17 protein-coding genes and 1 tRNA gene are annotated in these 17,325 nt (G+C 67.5%); 9 read left to right on the top strand and 9 right to left on the bottom strand.

From position 1 onward, the window contains the following. Nucleotide 1 precedes the first annotated feature (1 nt). The 3 genes from RKE40_RS22070 to RKE40_RS22080 form a co-directional block, all read right to left on the bottom strand. On the bottom strand, nt 2–937 hold the full coding sequence (locus RKE40_RS22070) for a sulfurtransferase (RefSeq protein WP_316020361.1): 936 nt from the start codon (nt 935–937) through the stop codon (nt 2–4). Between the two features lie 318 nt (nt 938–1,255). Then, nucleotides 1,256–1,972, bottom strand: a complete 717-nt coding sequence (locus tag RKE40_RS22075) for a cation efflux transmembrane domain-containing protein (protein ID WP_316020362.1) — start codon at nt 1,970–1,972, stop codon at nt 1,256–1,258. Between the two features lie 111 nt (nt 1,973–2,083). Then, nucleotides 2,084–2,845: an SDR family oxidoreductase gene (locus RKE40_RS22080; protein WP_316020363.1), complete on the bottom strand. Its 762-nt coding sequence runs from the start codon at nt 2,843–2,845 to the stop codon at nt 2,084–2,086. Between the two features lie 157 nt (nt 2,846–3,002). Here RKE40_RS22080 and RKE40_RS22085 point away from each other — a divergent pair, with 157 nt between their 5' ends. Further along, nucleotides 3,003–4,088 carry a Kelch repeat-containing protein gene (locus RKE40_RS22085; protein WP_316020364.1) on the top strand — a complete coding sequence of 362 codons (1,086 nt, stop codon included), beginning with the start codon at nt 3,003–3,005 and terminating at the stop codon, nt 4,086–4,088. Between the two features lie 275 nt (nt 4,089–4,363). On the opposite strand, the gene RKE40_RS22090 is transcribed toward RKE40_RS22085, so the two are convergent. From RKE40_RS22090 to RKE40_RS22100, 3 genes are all read right to left on the bottom strand, one after another. After that, nucleotides 4,364–5,803, bottom strand: coding sequence for an FAD-binding oxidoreductase (locus RKE40_RS22090; RefSeq protein ID WP_316020365.1), 1,440 nt, complete (start codon nt 5,801–5,803; stop codon nt 4,364–4,366). A gap of 175 nt (nt 5,804–5,978) precedes the next feature. Then, a complete protein-coding gene (locus tag RKE40_RS22095; protein WP_316020366.1) occupies nt 5,979–6,359 on the bottom strand; it encodes a SpoIIAA family protein in 381 nt (126 codons plus the stop codon). Between the two features lie 41 nt (nt 6,360–6,400). Continuing rightward, nucleotides 6,401–6,664 (bottom strand): hypothetical protein, encoded by a 264-nt coding sequence (locus RKE40_RS22100; RefSeq protein WP_316020367.1) that lies wholly within the window; start codon nt 6,662–6,664, stop codon nt 6,401–6,403. A gap of 379 nt (nt 6,665–7,043) precedes the next feature. Here RKE40_RS22100 and RKE40_RS22105 point away from each other — a divergent pair, with 379 nt between their 5' ends. Continuing rightward, nucleotides 7,044–8,009, top strand: coding sequence for a Bug family tripartite tricarboxylate transporter substrate binding protein (locus RKE40_RS22105; protein WP_316020368.1), 966 nt, complete (start codon nt 7,044–7,046; stop codon nt 8,007–8,009). Between the two features lie 51 nt (nt 8,010–8,060). Here the strand turns inward: RKE40_RS22105 and RKE40_RS22110 are convergent, their stop codons facing one another. The 3 genes from RKE40_RS22110 to lipB all read right to left on the bottom strand — a co-directional run bounded on the left by RKE40_RS22110 (nt 8,061) and on the right by lipB (nt 10,764). Further along, complete coding sequence (locus RKE40_RS22110) at nt 8,061–9,668, bottom strand: carboxyl transferase domain-containing protein (protein WP_316020369.1); 1,608 nt, start codon at nt 9,666–9,668, stop codon at nt 8,061–8,063. Nucleotides 9,669–9,771: 103 nt separating this feature from the next. Beyond that, nucleotides 9,772–9,975 (bottom strand): hypothetical protein, encoded by a 204-nt coding sequence (locus RKE40_RS22115; RefSeq protein WP_316020370.1) that lies wholly within the window; start codon nt 9,973–9,975, stop codon nt 9,772–9,774. 84 nt (nt 9,976–10,059) lie between these two features. After that, a complete protein-coding gene (gene lipB / locus RKE40_RS22120; RefSeq protein ID WP_316020371.1) occupies nt 10,060–10,764 on the bottom strand; it encodes a lipoyl(octanoyl) transferase LipB in 705 nt (234 codons plus the stop codon). A 129-nt stretch (nt 10,765–10,893) separates the two neighbouring features. Between lipB and RKE40_RS22125 the strand changes: the two genes are divergently transcribed. The 7 genes from RKE40_RS22125 to RKE40_RS22155 all read left to right on the top strand — a co-directional run bounded on the left by RKE40_RS22125 (nt 10,894) and on the right by RKE40_RS22155 (nt 17,300). Then, complete coding sequence (locus tag RKE40_RS22125) at nt 10,894–11,163, top strand: FliM/FliN family flagellar motor switch protein (protein ID WP_066470077.1); 270 nt, start codon at nt 10,894–10,896, stop codon at nt 11,161–11,163. A gap of 290 nt (nt 11,164–11,453) precedes the next feature. After that, nucleotides 11,454–11,538 (top strand) — tRNA-Leu (locus RKE40_RS22130). A gap of 176 nt (nt 11,539–11,714) precedes the next feature. Continuing rightward, a complete protein-coding gene (gene mgtE / locus RKE40_RS22135; protein ID WP_316020372.1) occupies nt 11,715–13,121 on the top strand; it encodes a magnesium transporter in 1,407 nt (468 codons plus the stop codon). A gap of 94 nt (nt 13,122–13,215) precedes the next feature. After that, nucleotides 13,216–14,148 carry a glycoside hydrolase family 25 protein gene (locus RKE40_RS22140; protein WP_316020373.1) on the top strand — a complete coding sequence of 311 codons (933 nt, stop codon included), beginning with the start codon at nt 13,216–13,218 and terminating at the stop codon, nt 14,146–14,148. Nucleotides 14,149–14,305: 157 nt separating this feature from the next. Then, entirely contained in the window at nt 14,306–15,247 is a 942-nt protein-coding gene (locus RKE40_RS22145; protein ID WP_390893492.1) for a glycoside hydrolase family 25 protein, read from the top strand. Nucleotides 15,248–15,333: 86 nt separating this feature from the next. Then, nucleotides 15,334–16,335, top strand: a complete 1,002-nt coding sequence (locus RKE40_RS22150; protein ID WP_316020374.1) for a CorA family divalent cation transporter — start codon at nt 15,334–15,336, stop codon at nt 16,333–16,335. Between the two features lie 95 nt (nt 16,336–16,430). Beyond that, nucleotides 16,431–17,300: an SDR family oxidoreductase gene (locus tag RKE40_RS22155; RefSeq protein WP_316020375.1), complete on the top strand. Its 870-nt coding sequence runs from the start codon at nt 16,431–16,433 to the stop codon at nt 17,298–17,300. Nucleotides 17,301–17,325: the final 25 nt, after the last annotated feature.

Consider the following 17,325-nt stretch of genomic DNA (forward strand, 5'->3'; position numbering starts at 1 on the left):
CTTACTTGCCGGTCCAGACCGTGCCGGCCGGGTTGCTGATCGGCAGCCCGACGACATTGCCGTATTCGGTCCACGAGCCGTCATAGTTGGCGACCTGGTAGCCCAGCACGCGCGAGAGGATGAACCAGGTATGGCTCGAGCGCTCGCCGATGCGGCAGGTGGTGATCACCGGCTTCGAACCGTCGATGCCGGCCTCGGCATAGAGCTTCTTCAGCTCCTCGACCGGCTTGATCGTGCCGTCGGCCTGGTTGACCGCCCGCGCCCAGGCGACGTTGACCGAGCCCGGGATATGGCCGGCGCGCAGCGCCAGTTCCTGGAAGCCGGCCGGCGCGATGACCTTGCCGGAGAACTCGTCGGGCGAGCGGATGTCGAGGATGCGGGCGTCGGATTTCTTCTCGACGGTCGCGACGACATCGGTCAGCCGGGCGCGCAGCTTGCGGTTCGGCTCGGCGACGGTGAAGGCCGAGGCCTTGACTGCGACGGGGTTGGTCGCGACCGGGCGCTTCTCCAGCTCCCACTTCTTGCGGCCGCCATCGAGCAGTTTCACATTGTCGCGCAGGCCGTAAATGTCGAACACCCAGGCGCCCCAGGCGGCGAACCAGTTGTTGCTGTCGCCGTAGAGGACGACGGTCGTATCCTTGTCGACGCCGAGCTTGCGGGCGAGCGCCTGGAATTTCTCCGGGCTTGCGATGTCGCGCGAGACGGTCTCGACGAGATCGGTGTGCCAGACGACGTTCTGGGCGCCCGGGATATGGCCGCGCTCATAGACGCCCGGCTCGACGCTGACCTCGACGATGCGGACCTTGGGATCGCTCAGGTTCTTCTCGAGCCACTCGGTGGTGACGAGCGGCCCCGACTGGGCGAAGGCGGCGGTGCTGGCCAAGAGGCCCGCAGCCAGCGCCAGGGCGCCGCGGCGAAGAAGGGAAATCACGGACATTCTCGGCTCCTTGCTGCCGACCAGCCGGTTTTCGCGGGCTGGATCGGCGTGAAATCGGAGCCGCCATGATTTCGCCACACCCCGCCCAAGAGAAGCCGGACAGGATTTTTTTGTTTGCTATCAAGGCGGAAGAAGGCAGTCGTACGACCTTGGTTGGAGGAGAAATTTCTTCTCAAGCCACCGCCTCATCAGCCCCAAGAGGTCATCCCGGCCGAAGCGAAGCGAAGAGCCGGGATCCATTCCGGAACGCCAATCGGAAAGGTTCCGGAATGGATCCCGGGTCTCCCTCCGGTCGCCCGGGACGACAGGCCAACTAAGTCAGGTCGAGGCTTTCGTCGGGGCCTGCGACTGTCTGGTTGCCCGCCAGATCGCCCAGCTCGCCTGGAAGCAGAGGCCGGCGACGACGAGGTCGAGCAGGTATTCCGGCCAGCGCACCGGCGCGAGCCTCGCCGCAAGCCCGACCAGCGCGAAGCCGGTGGTCGAGATCGTGTCGTTGCGGCTCGAAAGCCAGGTCGCCTTGATCACAGGGTTGGGTTCGCGCCGGAAGCGCCAGAGCGCGAGCACGATCAGATAGGCAATCAGGATCGCGCTTCCCGCCGAGAAGCCGAGCGTGAAGAGCTCGATCGGCCGCGGCCGCAGGATCTTGTCCCAGAGATCATAGAGCGTGTGCAGGCCGGCGACTGCGATCACTGCGCCGATGCCGAGCGCGGCGAGCTTCTCCGCCCGTCCGTCGCGGCCGAAGACCAGCGCCGCGATGCCGTAGAGCGCGACGTCGTAGACCCAGTCGACACCGTCCTTGAGCAGCTGGCTGTTGCCGATGGCGAGCGCCCAGGCGACGACGAGGGCCGCGAAGATCAGGATGCCGAGCGCGATCGCCCAGATCGTCAGACGGTAGGCGCGGCCGATACGGGGATCGACAGGCGCCGCATGGCCGGGCTCGCTGTGATTGCGAGCGCCAGCGCCCTCCCCGTCATGCCCGGGCCTGTCCCGGGCATCCACGTCGTCATCGCGTTCCGACGCATCGAAAGCCGACATGCGAGGCGCTCCCGAGCCACCTCGCCCAGTGTCGCGGAAAATCCGCCCGTCGCAAGACGTGGATGGTCGGCACGAGGCCGACCATGACGACAGCGGATCGGTCAAGCAGCCTCAACCACGCCCGACGAGCGGGGCCTTGGTCGCCATCACGGTGACGAAGAGGATGTTGGCCTCGAGCGGCAGGCCGGCCATGTGCAGCACGGTCGTCGCGACATGGTCGACATCCATCACCGGCTCGACCTTGATCGAGCCGTCCGGCTGCGGCACGCCGGTGGTCATCTTCTTGGCCATCTCGGTCAGCGCATTGCCGATGTCGACCTGCCCGACGGCGATGTCGTACTTCCGCCCGTCGAGCGAGGCGGTCTTGGTCAGGCCGGAGATCGCGTGCTTGGTCGCGGTGTAGGCGGCCGAGTTCGGCCGCGGCACCTGCGCCGAGATCGAGCCGTTGTTGATGATGCGCCCGCCGCGCGGCTCCTGCGACTTCATCGCCTTGAAGGCTTCCTGCGTGCACAGGAACGGGCCGGTCAGGTTGGTGTCGACCACCTTCTGCCAGTCCTCCAGCGACAGGTCCTCGAGCAGCACGCCGCCAGGCGCATTGACGCCGGCATTGTTGAACAGCACGTCGACGCGGCCGAACTTCTCCTTGGTCTTGGCGAAGAGCGCCTCGACGGACTTCTTGTCGGTCACATCGGTCGAGACCGCCAGCCCCTGCGCGGCCGGCACGCCCGAGAGCTTGATCGTCTCTTCCAGCGCATCAGTGCGGCGCCCAGCGAGCACCGTGCGGTAGCCGTCCTTCAGGAAGGCGATGGCGACGGCCCGGCCGACGCCGGAACCGGCACCGGTGATGATGGCGACCTTGTTGTGCCCAGACATGCGTATCCTCGCGTTTCCCGTGTTTTCAACCGTTTCAGGCGGCAGGACCATAGCAGCGTATGCAGTATGCGGAACTGCTTTTCCAGCAGACCGGCTCCGCCCTTTCACTTGCCTGCCGCAACGTCTGCCTTACTCTTCTAGCGAGGGAGGAAGCGCCATGACCAGCCTGAGCCGCCGCGGTTTCATCGCAGCCGGAGCCGCGAGCCTTGTCGCGCCGGCGCTCGCCCAGCAACCGGGCCACGAGCATCATGGTGGCCATTACGAGCGGCTGAACCAACCCGGCCGCATCCCGAAGCCGGCCTTGGCGGACTCGCAGAACGTCTTCGATTCCCCCGCGCCGAAGGCTGCCAATCCCGGCCGCTGGCAGCCCAAGGCATTGCTGCCGCTGCCCCGTTCGGAAATGGCCTGGGCGGCCGCACATGAAGACCGCATGCACATCGTCGGCGGCTATGGCGAGCAGCGCACCGACCGGCCCTATCACCACGTCTACGACCCGAAGGCCGACAAGTGGAGCGACGGCGCGCCGCTGCCGCAGGGCGCCAACCATGTCGGCGTCGCCTTCCTCGACGGCAGGCTCTACGCCATCGGCGGCTTCCTCGAGCAGAACCGGAAGCCGCATCCGCGCTGCTTCGTCTACGATCCCAAGACCGACAAATGGGCCGAGATCGCGCCCCTGCCCCGCCCGGTCGGCTCGGCCGCGATCGTCGGGCTGAACGGCCTGCTATACGCGATCGGCGGCGCGATCGGCGACACCACCGACACCAAGACCTCGGTCAACTGGCACCGCGTCTACGATCCCAAGACCGATAAGTGGAGCGAGCGGACGCCGATGCCGACGGCGCGCGACCACACCGGCACGCTGGCCATCGGCAATCTGATCCATGTCATCGGCGGGCGGGTCGATAGCTTCCACACCAACTCCAACCTGCATCACGCCTATGATCCGGCGACCGACAAATGGGCGCCGCGCAACCCGCTGCCGACCGCCCGCTCCGGGCACGGCGCCGTGCTCTATCGCGGAAAAGTCTTCGTGATGGGCGGCGAAGGCACCAACCGCGTCTTCGGTCAGATGGAGGCCTATGATCCCGCCAGCGATGGTTGGGAGCAGTACGCCCCGATGCTGACCCCGCGCCACGGCCTCGGCGCCGCCCTGGTCGGCGACGCGATCCATGTCGCCGGCGGCGGCCCGGTGATGGGCGGCGGCGTGCAGAGCGCCATCCACGAGGCGTTCGTTCTGGCGTGAGTATGCAGGCCCGTCATTGCGAGGAGCAAAGCGACGAAGCAATCCAGGGGGGCGTAGAGCACTGCTCCCCCTGGATTGCTTCGCTATCGCTCGCAATGACGGCTCAGTCCGATCGAAAAACGCTCTAGCGGCGCGGCCTTAGTCATCCCGGACGCAGCGGAGCGGAGATCCGGGACCCATTCCGGAGCCTTTCCGATCGAAGCTCGGGCATGGGTCCCGGGTCTCCTTGCAGTCGCCCGGGACGGCCTGCGTTTCTTCCGGTCAGCTCGCGATGCTCACGCCGCCCGCCGCCCCGCAACCGGTGTCACGTTCTGGTTCATGCGGAACAGGTTCGACGGGTCGTAGCGGCGCTTCAGCTCGGCGAGGCGCTGGTAGCTCGCGCCATAGGCCTCCCGGACGCGGTCGCCCTCGTCGGCAGGCATGAAGTTGATATAGGCGGTGCCGACCGAATAGGGCTTTGCGGCTTCGAAGAGTTCCCGCGCCCAGCCGATGCACTTCTGGTCGTCGCTCTTCTCGCGCCAGCGCGCATGCACGTTCATCACGAAATGCGAGCTGCGCTGCGGGAACGCCGTCGCGTCCTTCGCCACCCGCCCGGCCGCGCCGCCGACATGCGCGATGAAGACCTCGCATTCCGGGCCGGGCAGACGGCCGATGGCGCCGGTCAGGAGCCCGATCGTCGCGTCCGAGAGCTCGGCGAAGTCGTGGCTCTTCCAGTAGTTGCGGGCGCCGGGGGCGAGCAGCGGATCGAAGGCCTGCTGCCAGCCGGTGAACGGGTGCGGGCTCACCACGTCCGCGATCGGCTTGCCGATCGAACGCAGCCGGGCCGTCGCCTTCTCGCCCTCGGCCATATCGCCACACCAGCACATGGCGAGGATCAGCACCTCCTTGCCGTGCCACTCCGCCGGCAGGAACGGCAGCGGCGGCGCCTGCCGCATCACCGCCCAGCAGGTCAGCTCATCGGGCGAGACCTCTAGCGCCTGGCGATAGGCCTTCAGCACCGACTCCGCCGCGCTCATGGGATGCACGACGAGGCCGGAGAACACCTCGTTTCCGAGCTTGTGCAGCCGGAACACGAAGCCCGTCACCACCCCGAAATTGCCGCCGCCGCCGCGCAGCGCCCAGAACAGCTCCGGATTCTCCGTCTCGCTGGCGCGCCGGAGCTCGCCATCGGCGGTCACAACCTCGACCGACTCGAGATTGTCCAAGGTCAGGCCGAGCTTCCGCGTGAGCCAGCCGAAGCCGCCGCCGAGCGTCAGCCCGGCAATGCCGGTGGTCGAATTGATACCGGTCGGCACCACCAGCCCGAAGGCCTGCGTTTCCCGGTCGAGATCGGCGAGTGTCGCGCCGGGTGCGACCCAGGCGCGCTGCGCGGCGGCATCGACGCGGATCGACTTCATCTGCGAGAGGTCGATCATCAGACCGCCATCGCAGACCGCGTTTCCGGCGATGCCATGGCCGCCGCCCCGCACCGAAACCAGCAATTCGTTGTCGCGCGCGAAGCGGACGGCGCTGACGACATCGCCGACGTCGGCACAGCGGATGATCAGGCCGGGCCGGCGATCGACCATGCCGTTCCAGATCGCGCGCGCCTCGTCATAGCCTGCATCTCTTTCGTCCAGGATGCTGCCGCGCAGCTGCGAGGCAAGCGCCTCGATGGCCGCGGTCGCGATGCTCTTCTGTCCGGCCGCCAGTGTCGTGAGCTTGTGGGAAGACATAGGCTCTCCTCCCCGTAATGGGTGTTTGCGCCCCCTGCCGCCGAAACCTGCCCCCGTTTCGAACGCCGTTCCGTGACGTAGCTCACAGAGCCGGCGGCGGCCGGGAGCGCGGTTTCAGGCGGGTTCACAGGCCCAGGCAGATCGCGGGCGCCGCATGCGCGGGCAACGGCGCCGCCTAAGGCTGAGCCGGCATGGCTCCTTTCAGCCATCCCAGAGCGAGCGCCTTGTCTCCCGATGGAAACTGGCGGACCTCTGCCGCCACGAAGTGCTTCGCGACATGGGGCGCGAGCTTGAGAAGCTCGCTGTCCGAAACCACGGCGACGCGCGCGACCCGGCGGTGGTGACCCATCACGAACTTCACATGCGAGATCAATGCCCCGATGCCGTCCCAGCCGGGAAACGACGCCGCGTCGACCATCAGGCCCTTGAGCGTCCCATTCGCGGCAAGATAGGGGTCGACCACACCCGACAGGCGCTCGAAATCGCCGCTTTCGAGGGCCCCGTGCGGGGTCAGGACCACGATGCCATCGTCACCGAGCAGATCGATCTGAAGCATCCCGGTTCTCCCGCAATGAGATGGACGGCCGCGGCCGAAAGCTACTTCGGAAGACAGTCGACCTCATAGGCTATGATGATCTCCTGCGGACCGATCTTGCCGACGGCCTGGAGGTCGCCGAGCGCGCTTTTGAGCTTCACGCCCGCCTGTTTCAGGCTCTCCTCAAGCTTCGACTTTGCCGACCGGCACCGATCCTCGGTGGTGAATTCCTGGAAGACGACCGTCGGCTGAAGCCGCCACTCGGCCCGGTCGCTCGTCGCGACCGGGCTGACCGAGTACGAGAAGACGTACATCAGAATCCACATCGGCAGGCCTCCCGAAGCAGCGCGGGTATCGCGTCATCGCGGGTTCGACGGGCGAGAAGACGCTCCATGAGCCGAGTGTGCCGGCGGCACGGCGGGCCGCGCCCGTCACGAGAGCCGCACGCAGTCTCGATCCCCATGACCCGGCTCGCGGGGCCGCGGACATCTGAAGATGGCGCCCGATCGGGATCGTCGCGCTATTGTACCTGAGGACAATCCTGGCGCGGCCGCGCTCGGGTAACCAGCCGGAATGCTGCAGGCGACGCGCAATCGCATCGCCTCCTTATCCTGCATACAAAATTCCGCATACCGACTTGCCGGCGCGACGCGAGCGCTTTACGAATTGCATACAAGAATTCTCGACGCATTTGGGAGGTCGACCATGAAGAGTTTCCGCAAGGCCGCTTTGGCCCTGGCAACGCTGGCGCTCGCCGCCGGCCCGGCTTTCGCTTTTCCGGATCGCCCGGTCCAGCTGATCGTGCCGTGGGCCGCCGGCGGCGGCATGGATGCGGTGATGCGAATCTTCGCGGCCGGCTTCGAGGCCGAGCTGAAGCAGCCGGTCAACGTCGTCAACCGCACCGGCGGCGGCGGCATCACCGGCCACACCGCGATCGCGAACGCTGCCCCCGATGGCTACACCGTCGGCGGCGCCAGCCCCGAAATCTCCTTCTTCAAGACGCTCGGCCTCGGCGACCTCACTCCGGAGAGCATCGACTTCTTCTCGCGCGTCTCGGTGATCCCCGCCGGCATCACCGTCAAGGCCGACAGCCCCTACAAGACCGTCGCTGACTATCTGAAGGCGGCGAAGGAAAACCCGAAGGGCACGATGATGGCCTCGGGCACCGGCGTCGGCGGCTCCTGGCACATCGCTTCGGGCGGCCTGCTCAAGGCGGCCGGCATCGCGCCGGACGCGGTGCGCTGGGTGCCGAGCAATGGCGGCGCCCCTGCCCTGCAGGATCTCGTCGCCGGCGGCATCACCGTCTTCACGGGCTCGCCGATCGAGGCCAAGGGCATGCTCGATGCCGGCCGCGTGCGCACCATCCTCTTGATGACCAATGAGCGCCATCCGAACTTCCCGGACGTGCCGAGCGCCAAGGAAGCCGGGCTCGACTGGGTCTACGAGAACTGGTTCGCCCTCTCGGCGCCGAAGGGCATCCCGGCCGACCGCCGCAAGATCCTGTTCGAGGCCGCTCAGCGCACCATGCAGCGCGAGGACGTCCGCAAAGGCATGGCCGATCGCGGCATCACCCCGATCTGGGACAAGCCGGAAGAGTTCGCCGCCTATGTCAAGGCGTTCACCGAGCGCGGCAACAGCGTGCTGAAGGATCTCGGGCTCGCCAAGAACTGAGCCCCGCATTTCGCGGGACAGAAGGCGCGGCGGGAAACCGCCGCGCCTTTTTCACATCCTGAAGACGCCGAAGCGGGTCTCGGGGATCTCTGCATTGAGGCAGGCCGAGAAGGCGAGCGCCAGCACGCGCCGGGTTTCCGAGGGCAGGATGATGCCGTCGTCCCAGAGCCGGGCCGTCGCGTAATAGGGCGAACCCTCGGCCTCGAACTGTTCGCGGATCGGTGCCTTGAAGGCCTCGGCCTGCTCGGCCGACCAGGGCTTGCCGGCTGCTTCGAGATTGTCGCCGCGCACCGTCGCGAGCACGCTCGCCGCCTGCTCGCCGCCCATCACCGAGATCTTCGAATTCGGCCAGGAGAACAGGAAGCGCGGCGAATAGGCCCGGCCGCACATGCCGTAATTGCCGGCGCCGAACGAGCCGCCGACCAGCACGGTGATCTTCGGCACCCTTGCCGAGGCGACGGCGGTGACGAGCTTGGCGCCGTCCTTGGCGATGCCGCGCGTCTCGAAATCGCGCCCGACCATGAAGCCGGTGATGTTCTGCAGGAAGAGCAGCGGAATCCGGCGCTGGCAGCACAGCTCGATGAAATGCGCCCCCTTCAGCGCGCTCTCAGAGAACAGGATGCCGTTATTGCCGATGATGCCGACCGGGATGCCGTGGATGCGGGCAAAGCCGGTGACCAGCGTCGTGCCGTAGAGGCGCTTGAACTCGTCGAACTCCGAGCCGTCGACCAGCCGGGCGATGACCTCGCGGATGTCGTACTGCTTCTTCAGATCGGTCGGGACGACGGCTTCGAGCTCTTCGGCCGCATAGAGCGGCTCGACGCTCTCGGCGAGGTCGATATCGGGGCGCTTCACGCTGTTGAAGTTGCCGGCGATGCGCCGGGCGATTGCCAGCGCATGGGTGTCGTCGCCGGCATAATGGTCGGCGACGCCGGAAAGCCGGGCGTGGACGTCGGCGCCGCCGAGATCCTCGGCCGAGACCACCTCGCCGGTCGCCGCCTTCACCAGCGGCGGACCGCCGAGGAAGATCGTGCCCTGGTTCTTGACGATGATCGTCTCGTCCGACATCGCCGGCACATAGGCGCCGCCGGCGGTGCAGGAGCCCATCACCACCGCGACCTGCGGGATGCCGAGCCCGGACAATGTCGCCTGGTTGTAGAAAATCCGGCCGAAATGCTCGCGATCCGGGAAGACCTCGGTCTGGTGCGGCAGGTTGGCGCCGCCGGAATCGACCAGATAAATGCAGGGCAGGTTGTTCTCGCGCGCGATCTCCTGCGCCCGCAGATGCTTCTTGACCGTCATCGGGTAGTAGGTACCGCCCTTGATGGTCGCGTCGTTGCAGACCACCATCGCCTCGCGCCCGGCGACACGGCCGATGCCGGCGATCATGCCGGCGCCATGCACGTCCTTCTCGTACATGTCATAGGCGGCGAGCGAGCCGATCTCGAGGAAAGCGGAGCCCGGATCGAGCAGGCGCAGCACGCGCTCCCGCGGCAGAAGCTTTCCGCGCGAGGTATGGCGTTCGCGCGAGCGCTCATTGCCGCCGAGCGCGGCGGTGGCGCGGCGCTCCTGCAGTTCGCCGCGCAGCACGGCCCAGGCCTCGGCATTGGCGCGCGTCTCGGCCGAATTCAGGTCGACCTTGCTTTCGATGACCGGCACGACGCGCTCCCTGGCGAAATCTCTCCTCGGGGTTATGGCGCGGCGCGCGGAAAACGCCAACCGGCGCCCCTGCCAAGGCGCACCGTGCGCGAAACTGCGCGCTCTAGTCGCGCATGCGCCGGACCGAGCGGGTCACCGTCGGGGCCGAGACCGCCCCGATTGCTCCGCCCGCCACCGCGCCGATCGGCCCGCCGATCAGCGCGCCCGTACCGGCGCCGGCGGCGGCCCCGGCAATGCGCTGGTCCGTGGTGGTGCAAGCGCCGAGCAGTGCCGCCAGGCAACCGGCGAAGAATATCGCTCTCATCATAATCCTCATCCGAAATCCCGATCCGGCGAGGATGGGCGGCTATGGTCAATGGAAGGTGAATGCACCGAGACGGCCCCAGAGGCCTCAGCCCGGCACCACGGTCGTCCCGAAAACCTGCTCGAACTGCGCCCGCAGGACGCTGTCGACCTCGGGCATGGTCAGCGGCAGGCCGAGATCGACCAGCGAGGTCACGCCATGGCCCGCGATGCCGCAAGGCACGATGCCGTCGAAATGCGAGAGCTCCGGCTCGACGTTCAGCGATATCCCGTGGAACGAGACCCAGCGCCGCACGCGGATGCCGAGCGCAGCGATCTTGTCCTCGACCCCGGCGCCCTTCTCCGGCCGGCGCACCCAGACGCCGACGCGTTCCTCGCGCCGTTCGCCTCGGATGTTGAACTGGTCGAGCGTGCCGATCAGCCAGGCCTCGAGCGCGGCGACGAAGCGGCGCAGATCCGGCTCGCGGCGCTTCAGGTCGAGCATCACATAGGCCACACGCTGTCCGGGCCCGTGATAGGTGAACTGCCCGCCCCGGCCGGTGCGATGCACCGGGAATCGCTCGGGCGTCAGCAGATCCTCGTCCTTCGCCGAGGTCCCGGCCGTGTAGAGCGCGGGATGCTCGACCAGCCAGACCCGCTCGGCCGCGAGCCCGTCGGCGATCAGCGCCGCCCGCGTCTCCATCTCGGCGACGGCGGCCTCGTAGCCGACCGGCGCCTCGGCAATCACCCATTCGACCGGCGGCGAGCCTGCCTCGGGCAGGAAAGAAACCGCCAGCGCCTCGCGCGTCTTCACCTTGGATTAACCCTGTCCGTTCAACTCTTGGTAACCGGCTCGCCCTCGCCGCGCCGTGCTCATGCGCCGTTTTCCACGTCGCTGGCAAGTTCGTAGAATCGTTGTGAAGTAGGTCCCCGGAGGCGGATTTTGAAGGCAGATCTCGATCTCGTCTCGATAGAGCTGACCGTAGTGCTCGGCTCGGCCCAGATGCCGATCTACAAATTGCTGCGCATGGGCCGCGGCGCGATCATCGAGCTCAATGCCAGCGAGACCGACGAGGTCCAGATTCTCGCCAACAACCACCCCTTCGCCAAAGGCAATGTCGTGGTCAGCGGCACTCGAATCTCGGTGGAGATCACCGAGATGATCAAGCGCCCGACCGTGTTCACGCTCGGCAGCGTCGCCGAAGCCGCCTGAAGCAGGCGACTCGCGCAGCGCAGCCACGGCCTGGCGGCGATGGCTGTTGCAGTCCCATCCGGAACTTGTCCCCAACAGCCGACCGACCTGGAATTGCCTGGACAAGGCATTTCCACCGGCTTTTCGGCCTGTTTGGCGCCGGCATCGTCGGCTTTTGCCCCCCTCTCTTCATAGCCGCCGAAACTTCTCCCGATTTTCGCTCGCAGGCTCTTGTGGCCGGAGATTCCATTTGGTAGACCCACGCCGCTCTCGGAGATCACCGCCACAGCGCGGACGAGCTTCGGGCCGCTGCGGTCATGGCGGAATTGGTAGACGCACTACCTTGAGGTGGTAGCGGGGAGACCCGTGGAGGTTCGAGTCCTCTTGACCGCACCAAATTTGGGCTGATGCCCCGGGAACGGCGATCCGCAAGGGTCGCCGTTTTTCGTTTCACTTGCCGCGTTTCCGTCGCGAAACGGTCATGCCGCGTTGCAACGAGGGCGCGCCGCTGACACAAGGGCGGCTCGCCGCCTTCAAGCGAATCCCCAGCCTCGAATCCCGGAGCCGGACCGATGGTGGAAGCCGAGAGCGCTCCCGACGAAAAGCCGGCCCGGCCGATCCGCGACGAAGACGGCGTCATGGACGAGGGATTCGTCGAGCAGGTCTCGCAGGCCGTCCTGCTCTCGGACCTGACGACGCTGCGCCATCTCGTCGGCGACCTGCACGAGGCCGATCTCGGCGGGCTGCTCGAAGCGCTCGACAGCGAGGAGCGGCCGAAGCTGATCTCGCTGCTCGGCGGCGATTTCGACTTCACGGCGCTGACCGAGGTCGACGATGCCGTCCGCGAGGAGATTCTCGACGAGCTCTCGCCGCAGACCGTCGCCGAGGGTGTGCGCGAGCTCGACACCGACGACGCGGTCTACATTCTCGAAGACCTCGACGAGGCCGACAAGAAAGAGATTCTCGACCGGCTGAGCCCGGCCGAGCGCAGCGTGCTGCAGCAGGGCCTCGACTATCCCGAGGGCTCGGCCGGCCGGCGCATGCAGGCCGAGACCATCGCGGTGCCGCCCTTCTGGACCGTCGGGCAGACCATCGACTATCTGCGCGAGACGCAGGACCTGCCGGAGCGCTTCTTCGAGATCTTCGTCGCCGACCCCGGCCATCGCTTCGTCGGCACGGTCCGTCTCGACCGGCTGCTGCGCACCAAGCGGCCGGTCAGCATCTCCGATCTGATCGAGGACGATCGCCGCGTCGTTCAGGCCGATGACGATCTCGAGGACGTGGCGCGGATGTTCCAGCGCTACGACCTCGTCGCCGCCCCGGTCGTCGACAAGAGCGGCCGCCTCGTCGGCGTGATGACCATCGACGACGTCGTCGACGTGATCGAGGAGGCCGCGGATGACGACGTCAAGCAGCTCGGCGGCGTCGATGCCGACGAAGAACTCTCCGACCCCGTCCGCGAGGTGGCGCTGAGCCGCTTCCGCTGGCGCTTCATCAGCCTCATCGCCGCCTTCATCAGCGCCTCGGTGATGGCGATGTTCGAGGCTCAGCTCTCCAAGCTCGTCGCCCTCGCCGTGCTCGCGCCGATCGTCGCCAGCCAGGGCGGCAATGCCGCGACCCAGACCATGACGGTGGCGATCCGCGCACTCGGAACCGGTCAGCTCGGCAGCTGGAACCGGGCGCGCTTCTTCCGGCGCGAGATGATCGTCGGCCTCTTGAACGGCGTCGCCTTCGCGGTGATCACAGGCACGGTCTCGGGCTTCTGGTTCGGCAATCTGATGCTCGGCGTGGTGATCGCGCTCGCCATGGTCGCGACCCTCGTCGTTGCGGCGCTCGCCGGCGTCGTCGTGCCGCTCGCGCTCGACAAGGCCGGCATCGACCCGGCGATCTCGTCGGGCACCTTCGTCACCACCGTCACCGACGTCGTCGGCTTCTTCTCCTTCCTCGGGATCGCGACGATCCTGCTGCGGCTGGGGTGACCGAAAGAAAGCGGTGCCGGCGCGAGAAAAACCGGTAACGTAAACCGGGCGTCAAGATTTCTCCGCAATCTTGCCCAGGATGACGCCCCGCCGCATGCGACACCCATTTTCCGCCTCTTTCGTCTTCGCTGCCGCGCTCGCTGTGCTGGGCGGTTGCGTGGCGCTGGACCATTATCCGAGCAAGGGCGATGTCCGCCCCCATCCCGGCGTCGAGGCAGCGCGCCAGTATCCGATCCAGGGCATCGACATCTCGCGCTGGCAGGGCGAGATCGACTGGGCCTCGGTCAAGGCCGCCGGCACCCGCTTCGCCTATATCAAGGCGACCGAGGGCGGCGACCATATCGATCCCGCCTTCCAGAGGAACTGGGAAGGCGCGCGCCGCGCCGGCGTGCCGCGCGGCGCCTACCATTTCGTCTACTGGTGCCGCCCGGCCCATGAGCAGGCGGTCTGGTTCAAGCAGCAGATCCCGAACGATCCCGAGGCCCTGCCCCCGGTGCTCGACGTCGAGTGGAACGGCCATTCCAAGACCTGCCCGAAGAAGGTCGAGCGCTCGCTGGCGCTGGAGAAGATCCGGCTGATGCTGACCGAGCTCGAGCAGCTCACCGGCAAGAAGCCGGTGATCTACACCGACATCACCTTCCACAAGGACGTGCTCGAAGGCGAGTTCAACGACTACGCCTACTGGATCCGCTCGACCGCGGCCAAGCCCGAGGTGCGTTACAAGGACCGGCCCTGGGCCTTCTGGCAGTTCACCACCACCGGCCGGGTCCCCGGCATCAAGGGCGATGTCGACCGCAACGCCTTCTACGGCAACGAGGGCGAGTTCACCGGCTGGCGCGAGGGCCGCTTCGACATCGGCACCCGCACCTGGACGCGCGAGCGCAAGGTTCCGCCGCAGCCGAGCCCGGGCCCCGAGCACACGCCGGTCGCGACGCTGCCCGGCGCCGCCGCCCCGGTCGCCGCCTCGCGGTTCCAGCCCGCGAGCCTCGGCCAGGTCGCCGATCAGAGCGAGACCGAGGCGGAGTAAGGCCGAAGCAGGCCGGCGGCCGCCTCACCGGTTAACCAAGGCTGAAGCCGCTCGCTCGAATGCTAACCACCTCTTAACCCGGCGCCCGCCTATCCTGCCTCGACACAGGGAGGACCTTATGGCGCGCCGCGCTGAAACCAGTTCAGGAAAGCGGCGCATGCCCAGCCTTGCCTACCGCCTTCTGATGATGGCAGGGCTCGGCCTGCTCTGCGCCACGCCCGCCGAGGCGCTCTACCCCAAGAAGGGCGATGCCAGCCCCCATGCCGGCGTCAGCGACGCCCGTCGGCGCTCGATCCAGGGCATCGACGTCTCGCGCTGGCAGGGCGATATCGACTGGGCCAAGGTCAAGGACGCCGGCACCCGCTTCGCCTTCATCAAGGCGACCGAAGGTGGCGACCACCTCGATCCGAATTTTCGCAAGAACTGGGAGGGCGCCCGCAAGGCCGGCGTGCCGCGCAGCGCCTACCATTTCGTCTACTGGTGCCGCCCGGCCAAGGACCAGGTGCGCTGGATGAAGCGCCATATCCCGCGCGATGCGGACGCGCTGCCCCCGGTGCTCGACGTCGAGTGGAACGGCCATTCGGAATCCTGCGGCAAGAAGATCCCGCGCGACAAGGCGCTCGCCAAGATCCGCGAGATGCTGAGGGGGCTGCAGGAGCACACCGGCAAGAAGCCGATCATCTACACCGACATCACCTTCCACGAGGATGTGCTGGAAGGACAGTTCAACGACCATCCCTACTGGCTACGCTCGACCGCGGCGCCTCTCAGGCACCGCTATGAGCGCAAGGAGTGGGAGTTCTGGCAGTTCACCACCACCGGCCGCGTCCCCGGCATCACCGGCGACGTGGACCGCAACGCCTTCTTCGGCACGGAACGTGAATTCACCGCCTGGCGCGAGGGCCGCTTCGACATCGGCGCGCGGCAATGGCGCGGCGGCGGGCCGAAGGTCGCCTCGCCCAAGCCGGCCGCCCGCCCCGCGGCCGTCGAGACCAAGCTCGCCAGCGGCGCCCCGCCGAAACTGGTTCCGGCCCCAAGGCCGCCCAAGGCGCTGCTTTCACGCCAGGTCGCCAGCACCGGCTCCATCAAGCGCGACTAGGCTTTCGTCACAAAGCGGCCGACTGTCGCGAAACCGTCATCTGACGGGCGCTGATGCTGGCGGAACACCCGTCAGCCGGAAGCAGCGTGTCGATACTTCAGGATATCCAGTCCCGGGCCGGCTTCATCTGGGCCTATCGCTTCGACGATGAGGGCCGCGCCAGCCTCGTGCCGCGCGACCAGTCGCCGGGCCTCGCGCTCGACGGCGCCAAATTCGTCTGGCTGCATCTCGACCTCGTCCACAGCCGCACCAAGCAGTGGATCGCCGAGCGCAGCGAACTGCCGCTCGAGGCGCAGGCCGTCTTCCTGTCGCAGGACGATCACCAGCGGCTCTATCACGACCCGGATTTCGTCTGGGGCATCACCTATGACCAGGTCCGCGAGGTCCACAGCCTCGCCGACGACTGGGGCATGATGCACTGGATCGTCGGCGAGCGCTTCCTGATCACCGGACGGCGCCAGGCCCTGCAGGCGACGCGGCTGACCCGCGACACGCTGGAGGCGGGCTTCCGCGCCACCTCCCCCGAAATGCTGTTCGAGCGCGTCATCGAATTCGTGATCGAGGATGTCGCCGAGGACGTGAACCGCCTCGCCGACGACGCCGACTCGATCGAGGACCACATCATCGACGACCGGATCGGCGACGAGGCGCGCAAGCTCGGCGCGATCCGCCGGCGCACGGTCAAGCTGCACCGCCAGCTCAACGGCCTGCACCAGCTCTTCCGCCGCTTCCAGGAGACCGCGACCGCGAGGGCCGCGCCGGAGAAGGTCCGGAGCGCGACCGCAAGGCTGCTCCACCGCGTCGACACCATGCTGGGCGACGTCCAGCTCGTGCAGCAGCGCGCAAGGCTGCTGCAGGACGAGATCGCGGCGAGGCTCAGCGCCCAGACCAACCACCATCTCTACGTGCTCTCGATCCTGACCGCGACGCTGATGCCGGCGACGCTGGTCACCGGCTATTTCGGCGTCAACACCAAGGCCCTGCCCTTCCTCGAGACCGAGTTCGGCTGGCTCTATATCCTCGGGCTGTCGGGCCTGGCGGCGGGCGCGGTCTACTGGCTGCTGAAGCGCCGAAACGTGATCGGCTGACGGAAGGTCCGCAGGCCCGCGACGGGTGGACAGCAGACGTCCGCGGACGGCCCATGTAGAGTTTGCATAGCCTGAGTCGGCGCGGGAGCGATCTTGTGCGCAGCAATGTGCTTGTCACTGGTGGGGGCGGCCGGCTGGGGCGCGCCTTGTCGCAAGCCGGAGGCCCGGGCGTTTTCGGATTGTCGAGCCGGGAGCTCGACATCACCGACGCCGCCGCCGTCCGCTCCGCGCTCGATCGGCTGCGCCCGGATGTCGTGATCAACGCCGCGGCGCTCAGCCGCGTCCAGGACTCCGATACGGCTCCGGAGCGCGCGCGCGCCGTCAATGCCGAAGCGCCGGGCGATATCGCGCGGGTCTGCGCCGCGCTGGGCCTGCCCCTGATCCACATCTCGACCGACTATGTCTTCGGGGCCGAGACCAGGCGGCCATGGCGCGAGTCTGATCCCGTATCGCCCGTCAACAACTACGGCCGCCTGAAGGCCGAGGGCGAACGCAACGTCGTCTCCGCCTGCGACAGGGCGTGCATCGCCCGTGTGGCGTGGCTCTTCGGCGACGGCGAGGATTTTGTCGCCGGCCTGCTGAGGAGCGACGCCGAGACCGTCATGGTGGCAGATGATCAGGTCGGCTCCCCGACCCCGATCGTCCCGCTCGCCGAGAGGCTGCTGGCGCTGGCCGACCGCATGAGCGCCGGCGAATCCGTCCCCAAGGTGCTGCATCTCGCCGGATCGCCGCCGGTCTCGCGTGCCGACTGGGTCGCCGCGGCATTCGAGGCGCTTCAAGGCGCAGGCAAGACGACGCCAAGGCTGGTGCGGGTTCCGATGGCGGCGTTCGGCGGCAGCGTTCGCCGGCCCCATTACAGCGCCCTCGATTGCAGTCTCGCGGCCGAATTCTTCGGTGGCGAGATCGACTGGCGCATCGCCGCGGCTCGGCCCGAAACCTTCGCTGAACCTGTCCTGCCGGCCTAGCTGCGCAGACCACCCGCCGCCGGCG

Source organism: Allobosea rubneri (assembly GCF_032464875.1).
Taxonomy (GTDB): Bacteria; Pseudomonadota; Alphaproteobacteria; order Rhizobiales; family Beijerinckiaceae; genus Allobosea; species Allobosea rubneri.

Coding starts and splice junctions, on each gene's coding strand:
- RKE40_RS22070 (WP_316020361.1), bottom strand. CDS start 937: ATGTCCGTGATTTCCCTTCTTCGCCGCGGCGCCCTGGCGCTGGCTGCG.
- RKE40_RS22075 (WP_316020362.1), bottom strand. CDS start 1,972: ATGTCGGCTTTCGATGCGTCGGAACGCGATGACGACGTGGATGCCCGG.
- RKE40_RS22080 (WP_316020363.1), bottom strand. CDS start 2,845: ATGTCTGGGCACAACAAGGTCGCCATCATCACCGGTGCCGGTTCCGGC.
- RKE40_RS22085 (WP_316020364.1), top strand. CDS start 3,003: ATGACCAGCCTGAGCCGCCGCGGTTTCATCGCAGCCGGAGCCGCGAGC.
- RKE40_RS22090 (WP_316020365.1), bottom strand. CDS start 5,803: ATGTCTTCCCACAAGCTCACGACACTGGCGGCCGGACAGAAGAGCATC.
- RKE40_RS22095 (WP_316020366.1), bottom strand. CDS start 6,359: ATGCTTCAGATCGATCTGCTCGGTGACGATGGCATCGTGGTCCTGACC.
- RKE40_RS22100 (WP_316020367.1), bottom strand. CDS start 6,664: ATGTGGATTCTGATGTACGTCTTCTCGTACTCGGTCAGCCCGGTCGCG.
- RKE40_RS22105 (WP_316020368.1), top strand. CDS start 7,044: ATGAAGAGTTTCCGCAAGGCCGCTTTGGCCCTGGCAACGCTGGCGCTC.
- RKE40_RS22115 (WP_316020370.1), bottom strand. CDS start 9,975: ATGATGAGAGCGATATTCTTCGCCGGTTGCCTGGCGGCACTGCTCGGC.
- mgtE (WP_316020372.1), top strand. CDS start 11,715: ATGGTGGAAGCCGAGAGCGCTCCCGACGAAAAGCCGGCCCGGCCGATC.
- RKE40_RS22140 (WP_316020373.1), top strand. CDS start 13,216: ATGCGACACCCATTTTCCGCCTCTTTCGTCTTCGCTGCCGCGCTCGCT.
- RKE40_RS22145 (WP_390893492.1), top strand. CDS start 14,306: ATGCCCAGCCTTGCCTACCGCCTTCTGATGATGGCAGGGCTCGGCCTG.